14 protein-coding genes are annotated in these 15393 nt (G+C 44.8%); 12 read left to right on the top strand and 2 right to left on the bottom strand.

Translation table 11 applies throughout. The annotated features are described in order from the left end of the window. The first annotated feature begins 170 nt into the window (after positions 1-170). The 8 genes from NYR53_RS20215 (at position 171) to NYR53_RS20180 (ending at position 9547) form a co-directional block, all read left to right on the top strand. On the top strand, positions 171-704 hold the full coding sequence (locus NYR53_RS20215) for a DUF309 domain-containing protein (RefSeq protein ID WP_261301018.1): 534 nt from the start codon (positions 171-173) through the stop codon (positions 702-704). Then, on the top strand, positions 701-1429 hold the full coding sequence (locus NYR53_RS20210) for a response regulator transcription factor (protein ID WP_261301017.1): 729 nt from the start codon (positions 701-703) through the stop codon (positions 1427-1429). The genes NYR53_RS20215 and NYR53_RS20210 overlap by 4 nt, the downstream gene beginning before the upstream one ends. Then, the gene (locus NYR53_RS20205) at positions 1422-2876 is read left to right on the top strand and encodes a sensor histidine kinase (RefSeq protein WP_261301016.1); all 1455 of its coding nucleotides are present in this window, start codon (positions 1422-1424) and stop codon (positions 2874-2876) included. The genes NYR53_RS20210 and NYR53_RS20205 overlap by 8 nt, the downstream gene beginning before the upstream one ends. Positions 2877-2978: 102 nt before the next feature. Next, positions 2979-3587, top strand: coding sequence for a hypothetical protein (locus tag NYR53_RS20200; protein WP_261301015.1), 609 nt, complete (start codon positions 2979-2981; stop codon positions 3585-3587). Positions 3588-3713: 126 nt separating this feature from the next. Continuing rightward, on the top strand, positions 3714-5471 hold the full coding sequence (locus tag NYR53_RS20195; RefSeq protein WP_261301014.1) for an efflux RND transporter periplasmic adaptor subunit: 1758 nt from the start codon (positions 3714-3716) through the stop codon (positions 5469-5471). Between the two features lie 27 nt (positions 5472-5498). Next, positions 5499-6215: an ABC transporter ATP-binding protein gene (locus tag NYR53_RS20190; RefSeq protein WP_290428948.1), complete on the top strand. Its 717-nt coding sequence runs from the start codon at positions 5499-5501 to the stop codon at positions 6213-6215. Next, a complete protein-coding gene (locus NYR53_RS20185) occupies positions 6212-7390 on the top strand; it encodes an ABC transporter permease (protein ID WP_261301013.1) in 1179 nt (392 codons plus the stop codon). The genes NYR53_RS20190 and NYR53_RS20185 overlap by 4 nt, the downstream gene beginning before the upstream one ends. Before the next feature lie 39 nt (positions 7391-7429). After that, positions 7430-9547, top strand: a complete 2118-nt coding sequence (locus NYR53_RS20180) for a hypothetical protein (RefSeq protein ID WP_261301012.1) — start codon at positions 7430-7432, stop codon at positions 9545-9547. 298 nt (positions 9548-9845) lie between these two features. Here the strand turns inward: NYR53_RS20180 and NYR53_RS20175 are convergent, their stop codons facing one another. Beyond that, positions 9846-10430 (bottom strand): beta-class carbonic anhydrase, encoded by a 585-nt coding sequence (locus tag NYR53_RS20175; protein WP_261301011.1) that lies wholly within the window; start codon positions 10428-10430, stop codon positions 9846-9848. 51 nt (positions 10431-10481) lie between these two features. Continuing rightward, a complete protein-coding gene (locus NYR53_RS20170) occupies positions 10482-10805 on the bottom strand; it encodes an iron-sulfur cluster biosynthesis family protein (protein ID WP_261301010.1) in 324 nt (107 codons plus the stop codon). 142 nt (positions 10806-10947) lie between these two features. Here NYR53_RS20170 and NYR53_RS20165 point away from each other — a divergent pair, with 142 nt between their 5' ends. The 4 genes from NYR53_RS20165 to NYR53_RS20150 all read left to right on the top strand — a co-directional run bounded on the left by NYR53_RS20165 (position 10948) and on the right by NYR53_RS20150 (position 15348). Next, positions 10948-12468, top strand: a complete 1521-nt coding sequence (locus NYR53_RS20165) for a carboxypeptidase M32 (protein ID WP_261301009.1) — start codon at positions 10948-10950, stop codon at positions 12466-12468. A gap of 209 nt (positions 12469-12677) precedes the next feature. Further along, a complete protein-coding gene (locus NYR53_RS20160) occupies positions 12678-13691 on the top strand; it encodes an ABC transporter substrate-binding protein (protein WP_261301008.1) in 1014 nt (337 codons plus the stop codon). Between the two features lie 48 nt (positions 13692-13739). Further along, positions 13740-14513 carry an ABC transporter ATP-binding protein gene (locus NYR53_RS20155; protein ID WP_261301007.1) on the top strand — a complete coding sequence of 258 codons (774 nt, stop codon included), beginning with the start codon at positions 13740-13742 and terminating at the stop codon, positions 14511-14513. Next, entirely contained in the window at positions 14506-15348 is an 843-nt protein-coding gene (locus NYR53_RS20150) for an ABC transporter permease (protein ID WP_261301006.1), read from the top strand. The genes NYR53_RS20155 and NYR53_RS20150 overlap by 8 nt, the downstream gene beginning before the upstream one ends. Positions 15349-15393: the final 45 nt, after the last annotated feature.

Below are 15393 nucleotides of genomic sequence, written 5' to 3'. Positions count from 1 at the left end.
TCTAGTAAACTATTTAATTGGACGTAGGAAATGATAGTTTGGTTGCGTTGGAAATTATATGAAAGTTAACGAGTCCTATGATCGATGTTGGACGGAGGCATAACTTTTGGAGTAACATGAGAAGTAATTAGGCATTACTCGTGATCACAACAAGGTGAGGGGAACGATTCATGAAGCTGTATCCGGAGGCATATATCGATTATTTACTTTATTTCCATGCACAGCGGGATTATTTTGAATGCCATGAAGTCATGGAGGAGTTCTGGAAGGAGCATCCTGGCGATGCACGCAGCAGGACCTATGTCGCACTTATTCAAATTGCAGTAGGTATGTATCATATTCGTAGAGGCAACCGCAGTGGTGCTGTAAAAATGCTGCAAAGCGCGGGCAGGAATGCGGAAGCTCCTCATGTCCTTTCTTTGGGATTAAACCCTGATAAGCTTCAAGAGCTTCTTAACCAGGTTTGGTCTTCTATTGAGCGAGATGAATTCTTGTATACGGATATTAATTTGCCGATTACTGATCCGGAACTTATCGATTTCTGCTTAAAAGAATGTGAAAGAAGAGGGCTGAGATGGCAGGCGCCAAGCCAAATGGAAGACGAACTGCTCATCCAGAAACATACGCGAAGAGATCGTTCAGAGGTAATCAATGAAAGAGCAAGGCAGCATCAGATTCGTAAGGAAAAGGGTGGCGCTAGATGAGTTCGGAAGGCAAAGTTCTAGTTGTAGATGACGAACCGAATATTGCTGAAGTCGTCAGATTATATTTGGAGCACTCGAACTATGAGGCGATTATACTGCCGCGAGGGCAGGAAGTGCTTCGTACGATAATAAATGAGAAACCAAACTTGGTTCTACTGGACATCATGCTGCCTGATATATCCGGCTATGAGTTATGTGAGCAAATTCGCAAAATGGAGGCCCCCTTTCATCAAACGCCAATCATTTTCCTTACGGCAAAAGGGGAGTCCATCGATAAGCTGAGAGGCTTTAATCTGGGGGTTGACGATTATTTGGTCAAGCCATTCGATCCGAATGAGCTCATTGCCCGTATTAAGGCCGTGCTGCGCCGCATGATTCAAGTACCTATGGATCTGTCTCAAGCCCAGAATTCATCCCGCAAATGGCTGGAAATCGGCAATATTGTTATCGATCTTGAGCAGTATCGGGTCACAGTCGGTGGGAAACGAGTTGAGCTTACGCCGAAGGAGATTGAACTGTTATATTTCCTAACTAGTCATCCAAGCCGCGTATTTACACGAGAGGATCTTCTTGGTTATGTGTGGAATTTTGATTTTACAGGCGGTACGCGCACGGTTGATGCCCATGTGAAAAACTTGCGAAAAAAACTTGGACAGCATGACATGTGGTGCATCCAGACCCTGTGGGGAATTGGCTACTCTTTTGAGGTGGTTCAGCATGTTTAAACGGTGGTTGACGGGAAAGAGCAACAGCTTGTATTTGAAAATTTTCCTGTCTTTTCTTGCGACATGTGTGCTGTTTTTTGCTGGTCTATTTCTGTTCTGGAACTACTATTTTACGGATTTATTTTATAAAGATAAGATTGAATTGATGGAGAAGCGTAATGTAGAAGTCACTCGCTTAATGAATTCATTGCAGGATGGGACGATCTCAACCCGCGAGCTGAAATATACGGTACGTATTTTGGCTAGAAGCATTAATGGACAAGTTTGGCTTGTTGACGATAAGGGCAACATTCTGAATGGCTCCTCGGATAGTGAAGGGAGAGCAATTCCTAAGCAGATGGATGCGCTGTTTATTGATGGTCTTCACGGTCATTCCGGCTATGGCATGGTTGGCTTAACGGCACCTGATGGGCGCAACGTAAATTTGTTTACTTATCACGCACCGTACCAACTAAACGGACAACCTATGGTCATTTTCCTTCAGTTTCCTGCTGGAGATATTAGCGAAGCCATTTCCGCTGTGCGTGTTAATATTCTGGTTCCCCTCTTATTTTCACTGGTAGCTGTTGGTTTCATTCTGTTTATTATTTCTCGCAAATTGGCTGGCCCGCTTCAACAGATGAATCGAGCTGCACTCGAGCTCGCGCACGGTGATTTCACTACACGGGTTCCGGTTGCCTCACAGGATGAGGTAGGGCAGCTTGCGGCTAGCTTCAACTTCATGGTAGAGCAGCTGGAGGAATGGGAAGGAACGAGGCAGGAGTTTTTGACGAATGTCTCACATGAACTTCGTTCTCCGCTGACGACTCTTCGCGGCTTAATTGTGGCCATGAATGATAAGGTCATTCCGGAGGAGAAATATTCGCATTACCTGCGTATCTGCGATCAGGAAGTTCAACGGCTTCAGCGTCTTGTGACCGATCTTTTAGATTTGGCGCAGATTCAAAATGGGGTCGATGTGTTCCGACTAAGGCCTGTATCCATCGCAGAAACACTTGAAGATTCGTTGGAGCTGCTGAAAGAGCCGATTGCAATGAAGGAAATAAACTTTCACCTCATTCTTCCTGAGCCTGATAGGGTGCCCTCACAGGTTCAATTAGACCCTGATCGATTTGCCCAAATTGTACAGAATTTAATCTATAATTCGTTGAAGTTCACACCAAAGGGCGGAACGCTAACGGTAGCTCTGGAAGAGCAGGAGCGAGAGGTTCATTTGTATGTTTGTGACACAGGGGAAGGGATGACCGATACCGAGTTAGCACGCATTTGGGATCGTTTCTACAAAGCAGATGAAGCAAGAACTTCACGGTCCGACGTTAAGACAGGAACGGGTCTTGGACTTACGATTGTGAAGCATTTGGTTACTGGTATGAATGGAACGATACATGTTCGCAGTCGGGTAGGCGAAGGGACCGAATTTTGTGTTACTTTTCCTCGTATTACGTAAATCTTTCACAATTTTTTTACATCTAAAGCAAACTTAATTCATCATTATTTCGTATCCTGTTGCTGTTGGACAGGATTTTTTTGTTTTGGAGGTGTATGTAAGTTGAGATACACACAGAAAATGGTGCTGCATTTAACACTCATTTCCTTCCTGCTAAGTGGTTGCAGTGGGCACATGCCATTGCTTGACAGTACTTCGACATTGGTATCGCCGACGCCATCTTCTGGGAAAACTCCGCAGGATGCCCCCCTCGCTGAAGATGTCCAAAATCTTAGAGAGATGCAGCTCGTTATGCTGTTTCAGGGATTAATTCGAATGGATCGGCTTGACTCCCTTACCATTACCGCCAAGCAGGCTAAGGCTATACTGCCTTTTGTTCGCAAAAGTATGGATGAAGGAAGCATTACCGAGTCTGAACAAAAACAAGTCATTAGTGGCTTAACGCTTTCGCAGCGAACATTTCTGGATGAGCAATCCAAACAAATGAAGAAACGTATGGCGGAGCGAATGGACAATCGGGGTGAAGAGGTATCTTCAGAAGAACGGGAAAGGCGAGTCAATGCGTTTATTCAAAAAAGAAAGGCGGAGCGCCAGGTTGAAGCTGGCATGATGGACCGTGGAAACGGTGAATTTCAGCAATTTGACCAAAGAAGTATGGGAGTCAGTGTAGAACAGCAGCTAATGGAGCTGCTTACGTCCAAACATGATTAAATGTAAGCGGCAAGCGATGTAGGAACACTTTTAGGCTTACGTTACAAGTTTTGATTGAGCAAAAAAGTTAAGCATAAGCTTTCTAAGCCAGTTTTCTGGCGAAAATTATAAGGGGGAAGTCACTACATGAAATGGTATCGCAGTAAGTGGTTCATTGTGATAGTCGCAGTAAGCGTTTGTGCGGGTGGTTCGTATGCTTACTTCGGTGGGAAAGGGAAGAAATCAAAAGCTGCTGCTGTTAAAGAGGTGACGGTCGATGCCAAAAAAGGGAATATCCGCTTCTCCGTCTCCGGCACGGCACAGTTCGAGCCTAAAGATACACAAACGATTTCATCAACAGAAAATGCGAATATTAAGTCAATCAATTTAACTAGAAACCAAGCGGTTAAAGCTGGAGATGTGCTAATTGAACTAACAAGTACAAGCTTGGAAAGCGATTTGCAAGATGCGCTTTTGACTTATGAGCAGCTTGAGAAAGATCTGAACTCCTTACAGCAGCAGCAAGGATTAATGGGTGTTAAAGCACCTATTTCCGGTAAACTTACATACGCAAATAACATCGATTTAGGGTCTACAATCAATAAATCGACCAAAATTGCTACGATTGGCGATTTAAGTACTTTAACTGTTACACTTCCTTTCTTTGTGGAAGATGCTTCGCAGCTGCATAAGGGAGATCCGGTGGATATTACGTTAGATGGATTTATGATCACAAAAACAGGATCGATTCAAAGTATCTCCAAAGATCCAAAATCGGATGGAAAAGGCGGTAAACTGATCGACATCGAAGTTGTAGTCCCGAATGACAACTCCATGGATGCAGGAACGAATGTGTCGGGTTCGGTTACGCTCGGTGGACGAACTGTCGATTCTCAAGGCAAGAGTGCCCTGCAGTACTTGAAGGTGACGACGATTCTGGCTGGGACAACGGGGAGTGTTTCCGTATTGCCATTTAAAACGGGGAACATAGTACATCAAGGTGATACGATAGCAACCTTCGTGAATGATACATTGTCCGATGATATTTTGACGAAACAGTCTGCTCTTGAACGGCAGAAGCTGAAAGTGGACGCGGCTAAGGACAAGGTGGATTCCCTCAAAATTGTTGCTCCCTTTGATGGCGTATTTTCAACCGACTTTGTGAATAAGAAAAATGACATTTTGAGTAATTTCAGGGTCGGCAGCAAGGTAACCAACGGTACGCAGTTCGGAGCTGTCGCTAGCTTAGCGAAAATGCAGCTGCCGGTGCAAGTGGATGAGCTGGATTTACCTAATATTAAGACGGGGATGAAGGCTGAAATCAAGGTAGATTCTTACCCAGGACGCATATTCCCGGCTGAAGTGACGCAAATCTCTTCTGTGGGAACGACAACGAATGGCGTAACGTTCTATGATGTTGTCCTAGCTGCTGAAAATAAAGACAACATGTTGAAATATGGGATGACGGCAACTGGCGAAATTTTAATTCAAGATAAAAAAGACGTTATTTATTTACCGCCAGAAGCGCTGCAATCACAAAAAGGGAAGCGTGTTGTTTCTTTGAAGAAAGCTGATGGTACGGTTGAAAGTGAACATGAAGTTAAAATAGGGATTCGATCCAAAACGCAAATCGAAATCACTGAAGGTCTTAAAGAAGGCGATAAAGTTGTTCTGCCTGGCGTGGTGAAGAGACAACAGAATTTAAGTCAGGATGAAATTAACCGCTTGAGACAGCAATTCCAGCAAAACGGTGGCGCTGGAGGCAATGGTGGATTTGGTGGTGGTGCAGGTGGTGCTGGGTTCCAAGGCGGAGCTGGTGGAGCAGGTGCAGGCGGTAACGGCGGTGCTGGGGGCAACGGCAATACGGGGGCTACTCGGACAAACGGCGGTGGCGGTAACAGATAATGCGGCCGGGAAAGGAGTTATTGCGGTATGAATATCATTGAACTGAAAGAGATTACCAAAACATATAAACGTGGGGAAGAAGATCTTCATATTCTGCGAAGCATATCGCTATCCGTAGCCGAGGGTGATTTTGTCGCTATTATCGGACCGAGTGGATCAGGGAAATCGACCCTCATGAACACGATTGGCCTACTCGATGTGCCTACGACAGGCAGTTATACGCTCGATGGCGTTGTAACCGAGAATATGGGTGATAATGCCCTTGCTGAGCTGCGCAACCAGAAGATCGGATTCATTTTCCAACAATTTAACTTATTGCCTCGTCTGTCAGCTATGGAAAATGTAGAGCTACCGATGATCTATGCCGGTATTCCAAGGAAGGAACGGCGCGAGCGGGCGAATAACATGTTGAAGATGCTTGGGATGGGGGAGCGTGGTCATCATAAGCCGAGTGAGCTATCAGGCGGCCAGCAGCAGCGTGTGGCCATCGCGCGGGCGCTTGCGATATCACCTTCGCTCATCTTAGCAGATGAACCAACGGGTGCGCTTGACTCCAGAACGGGTGAGGAAGTGTTGGAGTTAATCCTGCAGCTGAATGCACAAGGGAATACCATCGTATTGATTACGCATGATCACCATATTGCCGAAAATGCCAAACGTGTAGTATCCCTTAAAGATGGCGTCATTATGGATGACTACCGGAATAACATTCAGATGCGTGCTCAGCATGAGGTGAGTGTATGAAGCTAAGTGAACTCATTCGAATGTCGCTTCGTACGATCATATCGAGTCCGCTGCGAACATTTTTGACTATGTTAGGCGTCATTATTGGCGTGAGCTCAGTTGTAACCTTGGTATCGATAGGTCAAGGCACTTCAGAGCAAATCGCCAAGCAATATGAGAACATGGGAACAAATCTGCTTGTTGTCACCGCGACTGGGAACGGACGTGCAACGCAATTGAATTATGATGAGCTGATGAATTTCGAGAACTTCCCGGAATTCAAGTCGATTGCGCCAACGATGACGAAGAACGGATCCAACGTTAAATATGATCGTACGCAGGAGAAATACAACGTTATTGGAACGAACGATCGCTATTTTAACATTATTAAAGCAAATATTGATAAGGGGCGGAATCTCGCTCCAGCTGATTTAGAGTTTCGCTCGAATGTCGCTATATTGGGTAGTGAAGTGGCAAAAACGTTCTTTGGTCAGTTAAACCCTGTAGGTGAAGATATCAATATCGACGGTGTCGTGTTCAATGTTATTGGAACTCTGAAAGAGAAGGGATCGAACATTGGCGGAGCCTCTGTCGATAGCGCAGTGATTATGCCTCTGGAAACAGCAAGACGACAGTTCAAGCTGGGGCAAATACGCACAACTTACGTCGAAGCGCCGACGAAGGATGATATTTATACCGCTCAAGATACAATGAAGCAGTATTTAACGTACAAATTCAAAAGCGATACGGGCTTTGTCTTAACGAATCAGGATGAGCTGCTTAAAGCACGGACTGAAGCAACGAATACCCTTACGAATCAATTAGTAGCTGTTGCGCTAATCTCTCTACTCGTCGGTGGCATCGGAATCATGAATATTATGTTGGTGACGGTGAGTGAACGAACGCGTGAAATCGGGATCCGCAAATCGATTGGCGCTAAGCGTCGAAATATTTTGCTGCAATTTCTCGTCGAAGCTGTCGTCATCAGCGGGATGGGCGGATTAATCGGACTTGCGCTTGGCATCGGATTATCCTATGCGCTGCCTTATTTTAGCCCGAAGCAAACAACCAGTTTGTCTTTTGACATTAGTCTGTATGCCTTTTTATTTTCGGTGCTTGTCGGCGTTATTTTTGGCTTGTATCCGGCGAACAAAGCGTCTAAATTGCGTCCAATCGACGCGTTGCGATCTGATTGATTTTGATTTGATCTACGAAAACTCTGAGGAGGACTACCTGTGAACCAACAACGAAAGATGAAACGCTTGCTCAGTCGTTCGGCTTTAATGCTAACCGCAGCAAGCTTCCTAACATTCCCCTTTGCGACATCGGCTTTTGCTGGAAAGGAAGGCGTGTTTCTCAGTGATTCCGTCTACTTTACTTTGGACAAAGTAACCTTGTCTGCAGGGGCTGAAGATGGGTCACTTCGCTTCTCATTAGGCCTGAACAATAACAGCAGCTCGCCGATTGATTTCAACAACTATGGGGTCAAAGTTATAGACACGAATGGTGTGTCTTACACGGCGAAGCTGAGTGAGAAAGTAACGGCTCGTGTGAAAGCGGGAGAAACCGGCACCTTCAAATTTACTTCTGAAATTCCTGCGAATTTGACTCCGTCCCAGTTAAAGGTCGATATTTTCGAATGGAACTATAATGCAATGGAAGATATTGGTGCTCTATCCGTAGAGGCTGCTTTGGCGGAGTCGGGTCAATCCGTGCTTCAACAAGCTGTTCTTAATTTGAAGGAATTGGACTCTACGCTTGCTGATGATGCGTTAGTAACGGCCCAATTAGGCAATAGCTATAAGGTCTATAAAGACGGGGTATGGATGGTGAATACAGACTTATTACTTGAAAATCTAAGTAGTTCAACGTTAAAGCTGCCTGATGGACTTGAATTCAATTTTCAAGATAGTAAAGGGCTAACATACAGTGCCCAGTTTGCTCAAGGGGGAGGGCAATCTTTACTTCCTCAGCAGCCTGTTAAAGCCACCTTACAAGCTGCGATTCCAGCAGCCCTGGAGACCAAAGATTTGGCATTGCTGTTCTCTCCAAAAGGTAAGGTGAAAACCACCGTTTTGGGTTCACTGAATGTTGCGAAGTCTTTTTCCGTTGGTAAAATCGGTGACAAGACGGAGTACCCAAACTCGGATGTTAAGGGCCTAACAATCTCAACCTCATGGGCAGCAGCTAGTAAGCAATCGGATGGATTACATTTGCAAGCGAATGTGACCTTAACGAATCAAAGCGATGGAATTGTGACCATACCCGCCTTATCGGCAGAGTTCCAAGCACTTCGAGGCAGCGTAGCTGTTACCTCTAGTGATAACGCCGTACGTACGTCGTATTTATCACCGAATGAGTCTACGACATTCCGTTTTTCTGGTATTTTGCCTGCTGGGTTGAACACTGATGCGCTGCAGTTGGTTGTGCTTGAAAAGCAGACCGGTGCTTCAACAACGACACAACCAAGTACAGGAACCGGTAGTTCAGATTCAAGCGCCAGTAAGCAAGCGGTAAATTTACCGGTTTCGATTACGACGCTTGCCGGAGCAGGAAGTGGTGGAGAGGTTTCCTCTTACGCAGCAGCACAAGCATATACCCTTGGCACACCATTCAAGCTTACGGCAAGTAATCTTATTGATTCGAATGTTGATGTATCCCTTGTGGAGTTTGGGATGAGTGAGAATTCGGACTTCGGCTTTAAAACGGTAGTTGCAAAGTATAAGCTGACGAATAAAGGAACAGCATCTTTGACCGTTCCGGATTTCCAAACGGATTTGACAAGCGCTGAGGGCTACACATACTCAGGCGTTCGACAGTCAGCAATAGCGAAGACGATTGCACCCAACACCAGCTATGTGATGAGTTATTCTTACATGCTGCCTGCTGGCGAGAAAGCCGATCAGCTTGCACTTAATGTTTATGATGCCAATCGCCTAGCGGTAGGGTCATACCAAACAGCCGTTCAACCAATACCAAGTACGGGCCCTATCTCCTTGTATCCATTCACCATCGACTTGAAGGATTACTCCGTGAGCGCTACTTATAGCAAAGATTCATCCTATGCTTACAGGTTACGATTGGATTTGGATGTGAAGAGGCAGGAGCAGGTGATTACGGATGCGAACTTCTCAACACTTGCTTTTGAAGTTGTTGACTCGGAAGGACGACTGCTAAGCTCCAAGTCGATGACCTTCACAGGGCAGCAAAAAATCATGTCCGGCGTTCAATTCATTGATTTCGGCAATATCAAATCCGAACAATTGAGTTCCGATGTCAGCATCAACGTGTATGAAGTAGTAGCAACACCTAACGGCGACGCTAAACGCTTAGTGAAAACGATAAAAATGTAACACGGTAAGTGCAAAGGCGCCTACCCCGTTAAGGGGGAAGGCGCCTTTTTTGAAATTTATATGTTTTTGGTTGGAGCGAACTTTAACGAACAGGAGTGACTACGGTTTTGGTAAACCTGCAATTATACAAGCTTTTTTGCTCGAAAACCGCGCTTAAGATGAGCGAGAACAGCGAAGAGCTGAGTATTTGAAGGAGATCCACAACGAGTGTAAATGTCACAGAAAAAAAGCCCTCAACTCCACATTCGCAGTGGGTTAGAAGGCTTCTTTGTTATGGATTTTTTTTGGCTAGCTCATTTTACTCCTTAGATACGGAACCGTCTGACTCATAACCGACTTCCACCAAATCGAGTCGTCCTGATTCGGGGTCCATAATGAGACCGTGAACAGGTAAATTTTTTGGAAGCAAAGGATGGTTTCGAATGATGTTAACGCTCTTCTCAATGCCTTCGCGCACATGATTAAAGCCTGTTAACCAGCGAGACAAGTCGATACCTGAATGTCCAAGTGTCTCAATGACATCATCGGAGATGCCTCTGTTTTTCGCTTTCGTAATTACACTCTCTGAATTTAACCCCGTCATCCCGCAGTCGTGATGCCCAATAACGAATATTTCATCCGCTTCTAACTGATAGACGGCGACGATAATACTACGCATAACACTTCCGAAGGGATGAGAGACAATCGCTCCGGCATTTTTAATGATTTTGGCGTCTCCATTTTGAAGATTCATGGCTTTGGGCAGCAGTTCGACCAGCCGCGTATCCATGCAAGTAAGAACAACCATCCGTTTGTCTGGAAATTTCGTAGTCAGAAACTCTTGATACTGCTTCGTTTCTACGAATTCCTTGTTGTAATTCAAGATTTCGCTAATCAAAGACATGGTTTCCCTCCAGGTAAGTTGATGTGCTGCTTGTCTATATTTTTAGCAGATTTATCTTTTGTCGACTAAGCTCATACCCGCATTATAAATTTGATTATTACTCTTAAGTATATAGGATTTATTCCCTTCATGGTAGTCAATTTTCATGTTTTCTTCAAAAAAGATTTCATCCTTGGCTTTATAAATGAGCTTGAGAGATTCGGTTTCAGCGGTAAGATCACCATCATTTGCTTGGGAAACTAGCCAAAGGGTAGGCACTCCATTCACAGAGCAGCCGCAGTCTTCGGTATCAAAAACTAGCTTTAATATAGCTTCATTTTGTCCTATAAATGGTCTCAATCTATGAATAGCTGTATCGGTAAACGTGATTTTCATAAGAGTCATCTCCTTCGAGTGTTTGCACAGATAGGCTTTTTGACTAAGCTTGTCATTATTCTATCATACCTCAGCATAAATTTGATTCTGAGTAGGGGACGAAGTATGATAAAATAAGAAACTTTTGGGAGGAGATTAGAGCATGAGTGTGCAAGCAGCCCCAGCAAAGCTGGAATCTTTCAAGGCCTATGTCCGCAAAATGAAGCAATATGAGGAGGCCATCGCCTTAATTTATTGGGATATGCGTACCGGCGCTCCAAAAAAAGGAATAGAAACGCGTTCTGAAGTCGTCGGAGAGCTGTCCACCGAAGTTTTCCGTATGTCTACATCCGATGAAATGGGAAGTTATTTGGACTTTTTCATGCAGCCTTCCGAACTGGAGAAGCTAGATGCCATTTCCAAAAAAATGGTCGTAGAATGCAAAAAAGAATATGATCGCAGTAAAAAAATCCCGGCTGAGAAATATCAGGCTTATGTTGTCCTTACTTCGCAAGCTGAATCCGCATGGGAAGATGCGAAGCATAACTCCGATTGGGCTTCGTTCCAACCTTTTTTGGAGAAAATCGTAGCTACAACCCAAGAATTTATCGAGCTTTGGGGCTATGAAGGCAATAAATACAACACGTTATTAGATATGTATGAACCGGGAATGACCGTTGAGAAATTAGACGAAGTATTCGGTGCGCTGCGTGAAAAAGCGGTTCCCTTACTTCAGCGTATTCAAGCTTCAGCCAATCAGCCTAATCGATCCTTTTTGGATCAGCAATTTGAAATTAGCAAGCAGAAGAAGTTCTCACTTTCTATTTTGAAGCAAATGCAGTATGACTTTGAAGCGGGCCGACTAGATGAAACGGTGCATCCTTTCGCGACGGCGCTGAACCCAGGTGATGTACGGATCACAACACGCTATTTGCCGAATGACATTACGTCCGCTTTGTTCGGAACGATTCATGAAGGTGGACATGCGCTGTATGAGCAAAACATTTCAAAAGACTTAGTTGGCACGAATCTGTGCACAGGCACGTCGATGGGAATCCACGAATCACAATCCCGCTTCTGGGAAAATGTGATCGGTCGCAGTAAACAGTTCTGGGATCGTTACTATGGTGAGCTGCAAACGACGTTTAGCGGGCAAATTGATGATGTGGACGTAGATTCCTTCTATCGTGCCATCAACCATATTGAGCCTTCATTAATCCGCATTGAAGCCGATGAATTGACTTACAACTTACATATTATGATTCGCTATGAGCTGGAAAAAGGGTTGTTCAACGGGACGATTGCCGTAGCAGATCTGCCTAAAGCTTGGAACGCCAAATACGAAGAGTATTTGGGCGTTGTTCCTGAGAATGACGGCGAAGGTGTACTGCAGGATGTGCACTGGTCTGGTGGCGCATTTGGTTACTTCCCGTCGTATGCACTCGGTAATATGTACGCGGCGCAATTCACGCATACCCTTCGTAAAGAGCTTCCGAATTTCGATAGCTTGATTGCAGAAGGCAATCTGGTACCGATTAAGGAATGGTTAACGGATAAAGTGTACCAGTATGGCAAGCTTTTGACGCCGAATGAAATCATTCGCCAAGTGACTGGGGAAGAGTTGAATCCCGACTATTTGGTTCAATACTTGGAAGAAAAGTACCAAACGGTTTACGGTATTTAACATGGTTAAAGCAGCATCTTGAGGCAGGAATATGGCCTTGAGGTGCTGTTTTTTTTGCTTACCGTGTTGCATTTTTTACAACATAGATTGTGTGAACATATGAGGAGTTTGCTGAGGGTCAGGAACTCCCATATTTTCAGAAAAACAATATTAACCGACTTCTGGGCTCCTGCATAGGATACATTACTACTTTTATCGGAGGGACGTCTATGAACAATCGGAAAAGATGGGGATTCACTTTATCCACCGTCCTACTGCTCAGTGTAATCGTTACGGCGTGCGGAACGAAGAGCCAAGAAACCACTAAGGTTCGTATTGGCGAAGTGACGCGATCCATCTTTTATGCACCGCAGTATGTGGCTTTATCGCAAGGTTTTTTCAAGGATGAAGGGCTTGACGTTGAATTGACCACCACACCAGGTGGCGACAAGACGATGACAGCCTTATTGTCAAACGCTATTGATGTAGCTTTAGTTGGATCGGAAACTTCGATCTACGTATCTCAACAAGGCTCGGATGATCCGGTTATTAATTTTGCTCAGCTGACACAAACGGACGGTACTTTCCTGGTTGCTCGGAAGAAAGTGGATAAGTTCGACTGGAACTCGCTTAAGGGATCTGTTTTCCTCGGTCAACGAAAAGGCGGCATGCCTCAGATGGCAGGAGAGTTCACGCTGAAGAAACACAATATCAACCCGCAAAAGGATCTCCAGCTCATTCAGAATATCGAATTTGCAAATATTGCTTCCGCGTATGCATCGGGAACAGGGGAATATGTACAGCTCTTCGAACCGCAAGCTTCCATTATTGAAAAAGAAGGCAAGGGCTTCGTTTTGGCTTCCTTTGGTGTGGAGAGCGGACACCTGCCTTATACGGTATTTATGGCCAAACAAAGCTTCATGAAATCAAACACTAGTACAGTTCAGAAGTTCACGAATGCGGTACAACGAGCTCAGCTTTGGGTTGCAGCAAAAAGTGTGGATGAAATCACGAATGCGGTTCTGCCTTATTTTAAAGATATTGATGTAGAAATTGTTAAAAGTGTTGTCAAACGTTATAAGGATCAAGGATCATTCGCGACTGACGGTATTATTGATGAACAAGAATGGAACAATTTGCTGGATGTGATGACTTCTGCGGGTGAGTTGAAAGAAAAGGTAGCTTGGAAAAAGCTAGTGAACAATACCTACGCTGAAAAAGCGAAATCGAACGTAAAACCATAGTATTCAGTACTAGGCATGTCGATGAATCGAACAAGAGGGGGTACGAACATGGATACAGCTGTGACTGTGAAAGACGTGACACAAGTTTATGTGACCGAGGAAAGAGCTACGCTTGCTGTGGAGCAGATTGATTTTGAAATCCAGCGTGGTGAATTTGTTAGTCTGATTGGTCCAAGTGGCTGTGGGAAGACAACTCTCTTATCGATCATTGCCGGGCTCATTCGTCCGACAGCAGGTACAGTGACTGTAGCGGGAGAAGTCGTTAACGGGCCATCGACAAGGGTAGGGTATATGCTTCAGCAGGATTATTTATTCCCATGGCGCTCGATCGAAGACAATGCTTGTATGGGATTGGAAATTACAGGCACGTTAACCAAAGAGAAGAAACAGGGTGTGCTTCATTTATTGGATGAGATGGGGCTGCTCGGATTCAAAGATTATTATCCCTCTCAGCTATCCGGAGGCATGCGTCAGCGAGTAGCTTTAGTAAGAACATTAGCCACAGAGCCAGAACTGCTTCTGCTGGATGAACCGTTCTCCGCGCTTGATTATCAAACCAAGCTTCAGTTGGAGGATTTGGTTGTAGAGACACTTCGTGCGAAGAAGAAGACAGCTCTCCTCGTGACACATGATATCTCTGAGGCGATAGCGATGAGTGATCGTATCATTGTGCTGGATCCTAATCCGGGAAGAATTCGCAAAGCATTTATAATTCCGCAGGATATTCGGTCTTCCGTGCCTTTCGCTGCGCGTGAATTGCCCGATTTTCATGTACTCTTTCGATTGATATGGCAGGAGTTTGGGGGCGTGTATCATGAGTGATGGTCAGCAGCAGGCGCGTCTCAACGTAAATGCGGACGATACGCTTAAACAGCAGGTTCATCAGCAATTTTTGGCCGCAAGGAAAAAGAAAACGAACTATGTAAGGCTTGTTCAACTAGCCATCCTACTTTTGTTTTTTTTCTTTTGGGAATTGGCTGCCCGTTTAAAATGGATCGATGTGCTGCTTTTTAGTTATCCAACGAAAGTGTTTAAGCTGCTCTGGGATAAACTCCTTGATGGCAGCCTCCTTCCGCATGTGGGCGTAACGGTCGTTGAAACCATTATCGGTTTTGTGCTAGGCACTTTGTTCGGTACTGCGTTAGCTGTTGTGATTTGGTGGTCGCCGTTTCTCTCTCGCGTGCTTGATCCATATATTGTCGTGCTGAATAGTATGCCTAAAGTAGCGCTTGGACCGTTATTTATCGTAGGGTTGGGTCCAGGCTTGCTTTCGATCATTGCAACTACGCTTTCGATAACAGTGATTATCACAACCCTGGTCGTATACGGGAGCTTCAAAGAGGTGGACCACAACTATGTAAAGGTCGTCACATTATTTGGGGGTAATCAGCGAAAAGTGTTCTTAAAAGCTATTCTACCCGCTTCATTCCCCGCCATTGTCTCGACGTTGAAAGTGAATGTAGGTTTAGCATGGATCGGTGTGATCGTAGGCGAATTTCTCGTTTCGCAAATGGGTCTTGGTTATTTAATTATATACGGTTTTCAAGTGTTTAATTTTACGTTGGTTATCTCTACTTTGTTCGTCATTGCGAGTGTGGCTACAGTCATGTATCAAATTGTGTCCAATTTGGAAAAAAGAATGACAAAACATCGATAAAGCTTGCCACTTATTGCCCAAAATGAAATAATGAGCCCATAGTTA

This window comes from Paenibacillus andongensis, from assembly GCF_025369935.1.
In the GTDB taxonomy this organism is placed as follows: Bacteria; Bacillota; Bacilli; order Paenibacillales; family NBRC-103111; genus Paenibacillus_E; species Paenibacillus_E andongensis.
This window is presented reverse-complemented; position numbering and strand designations above follow the sequence as displayed.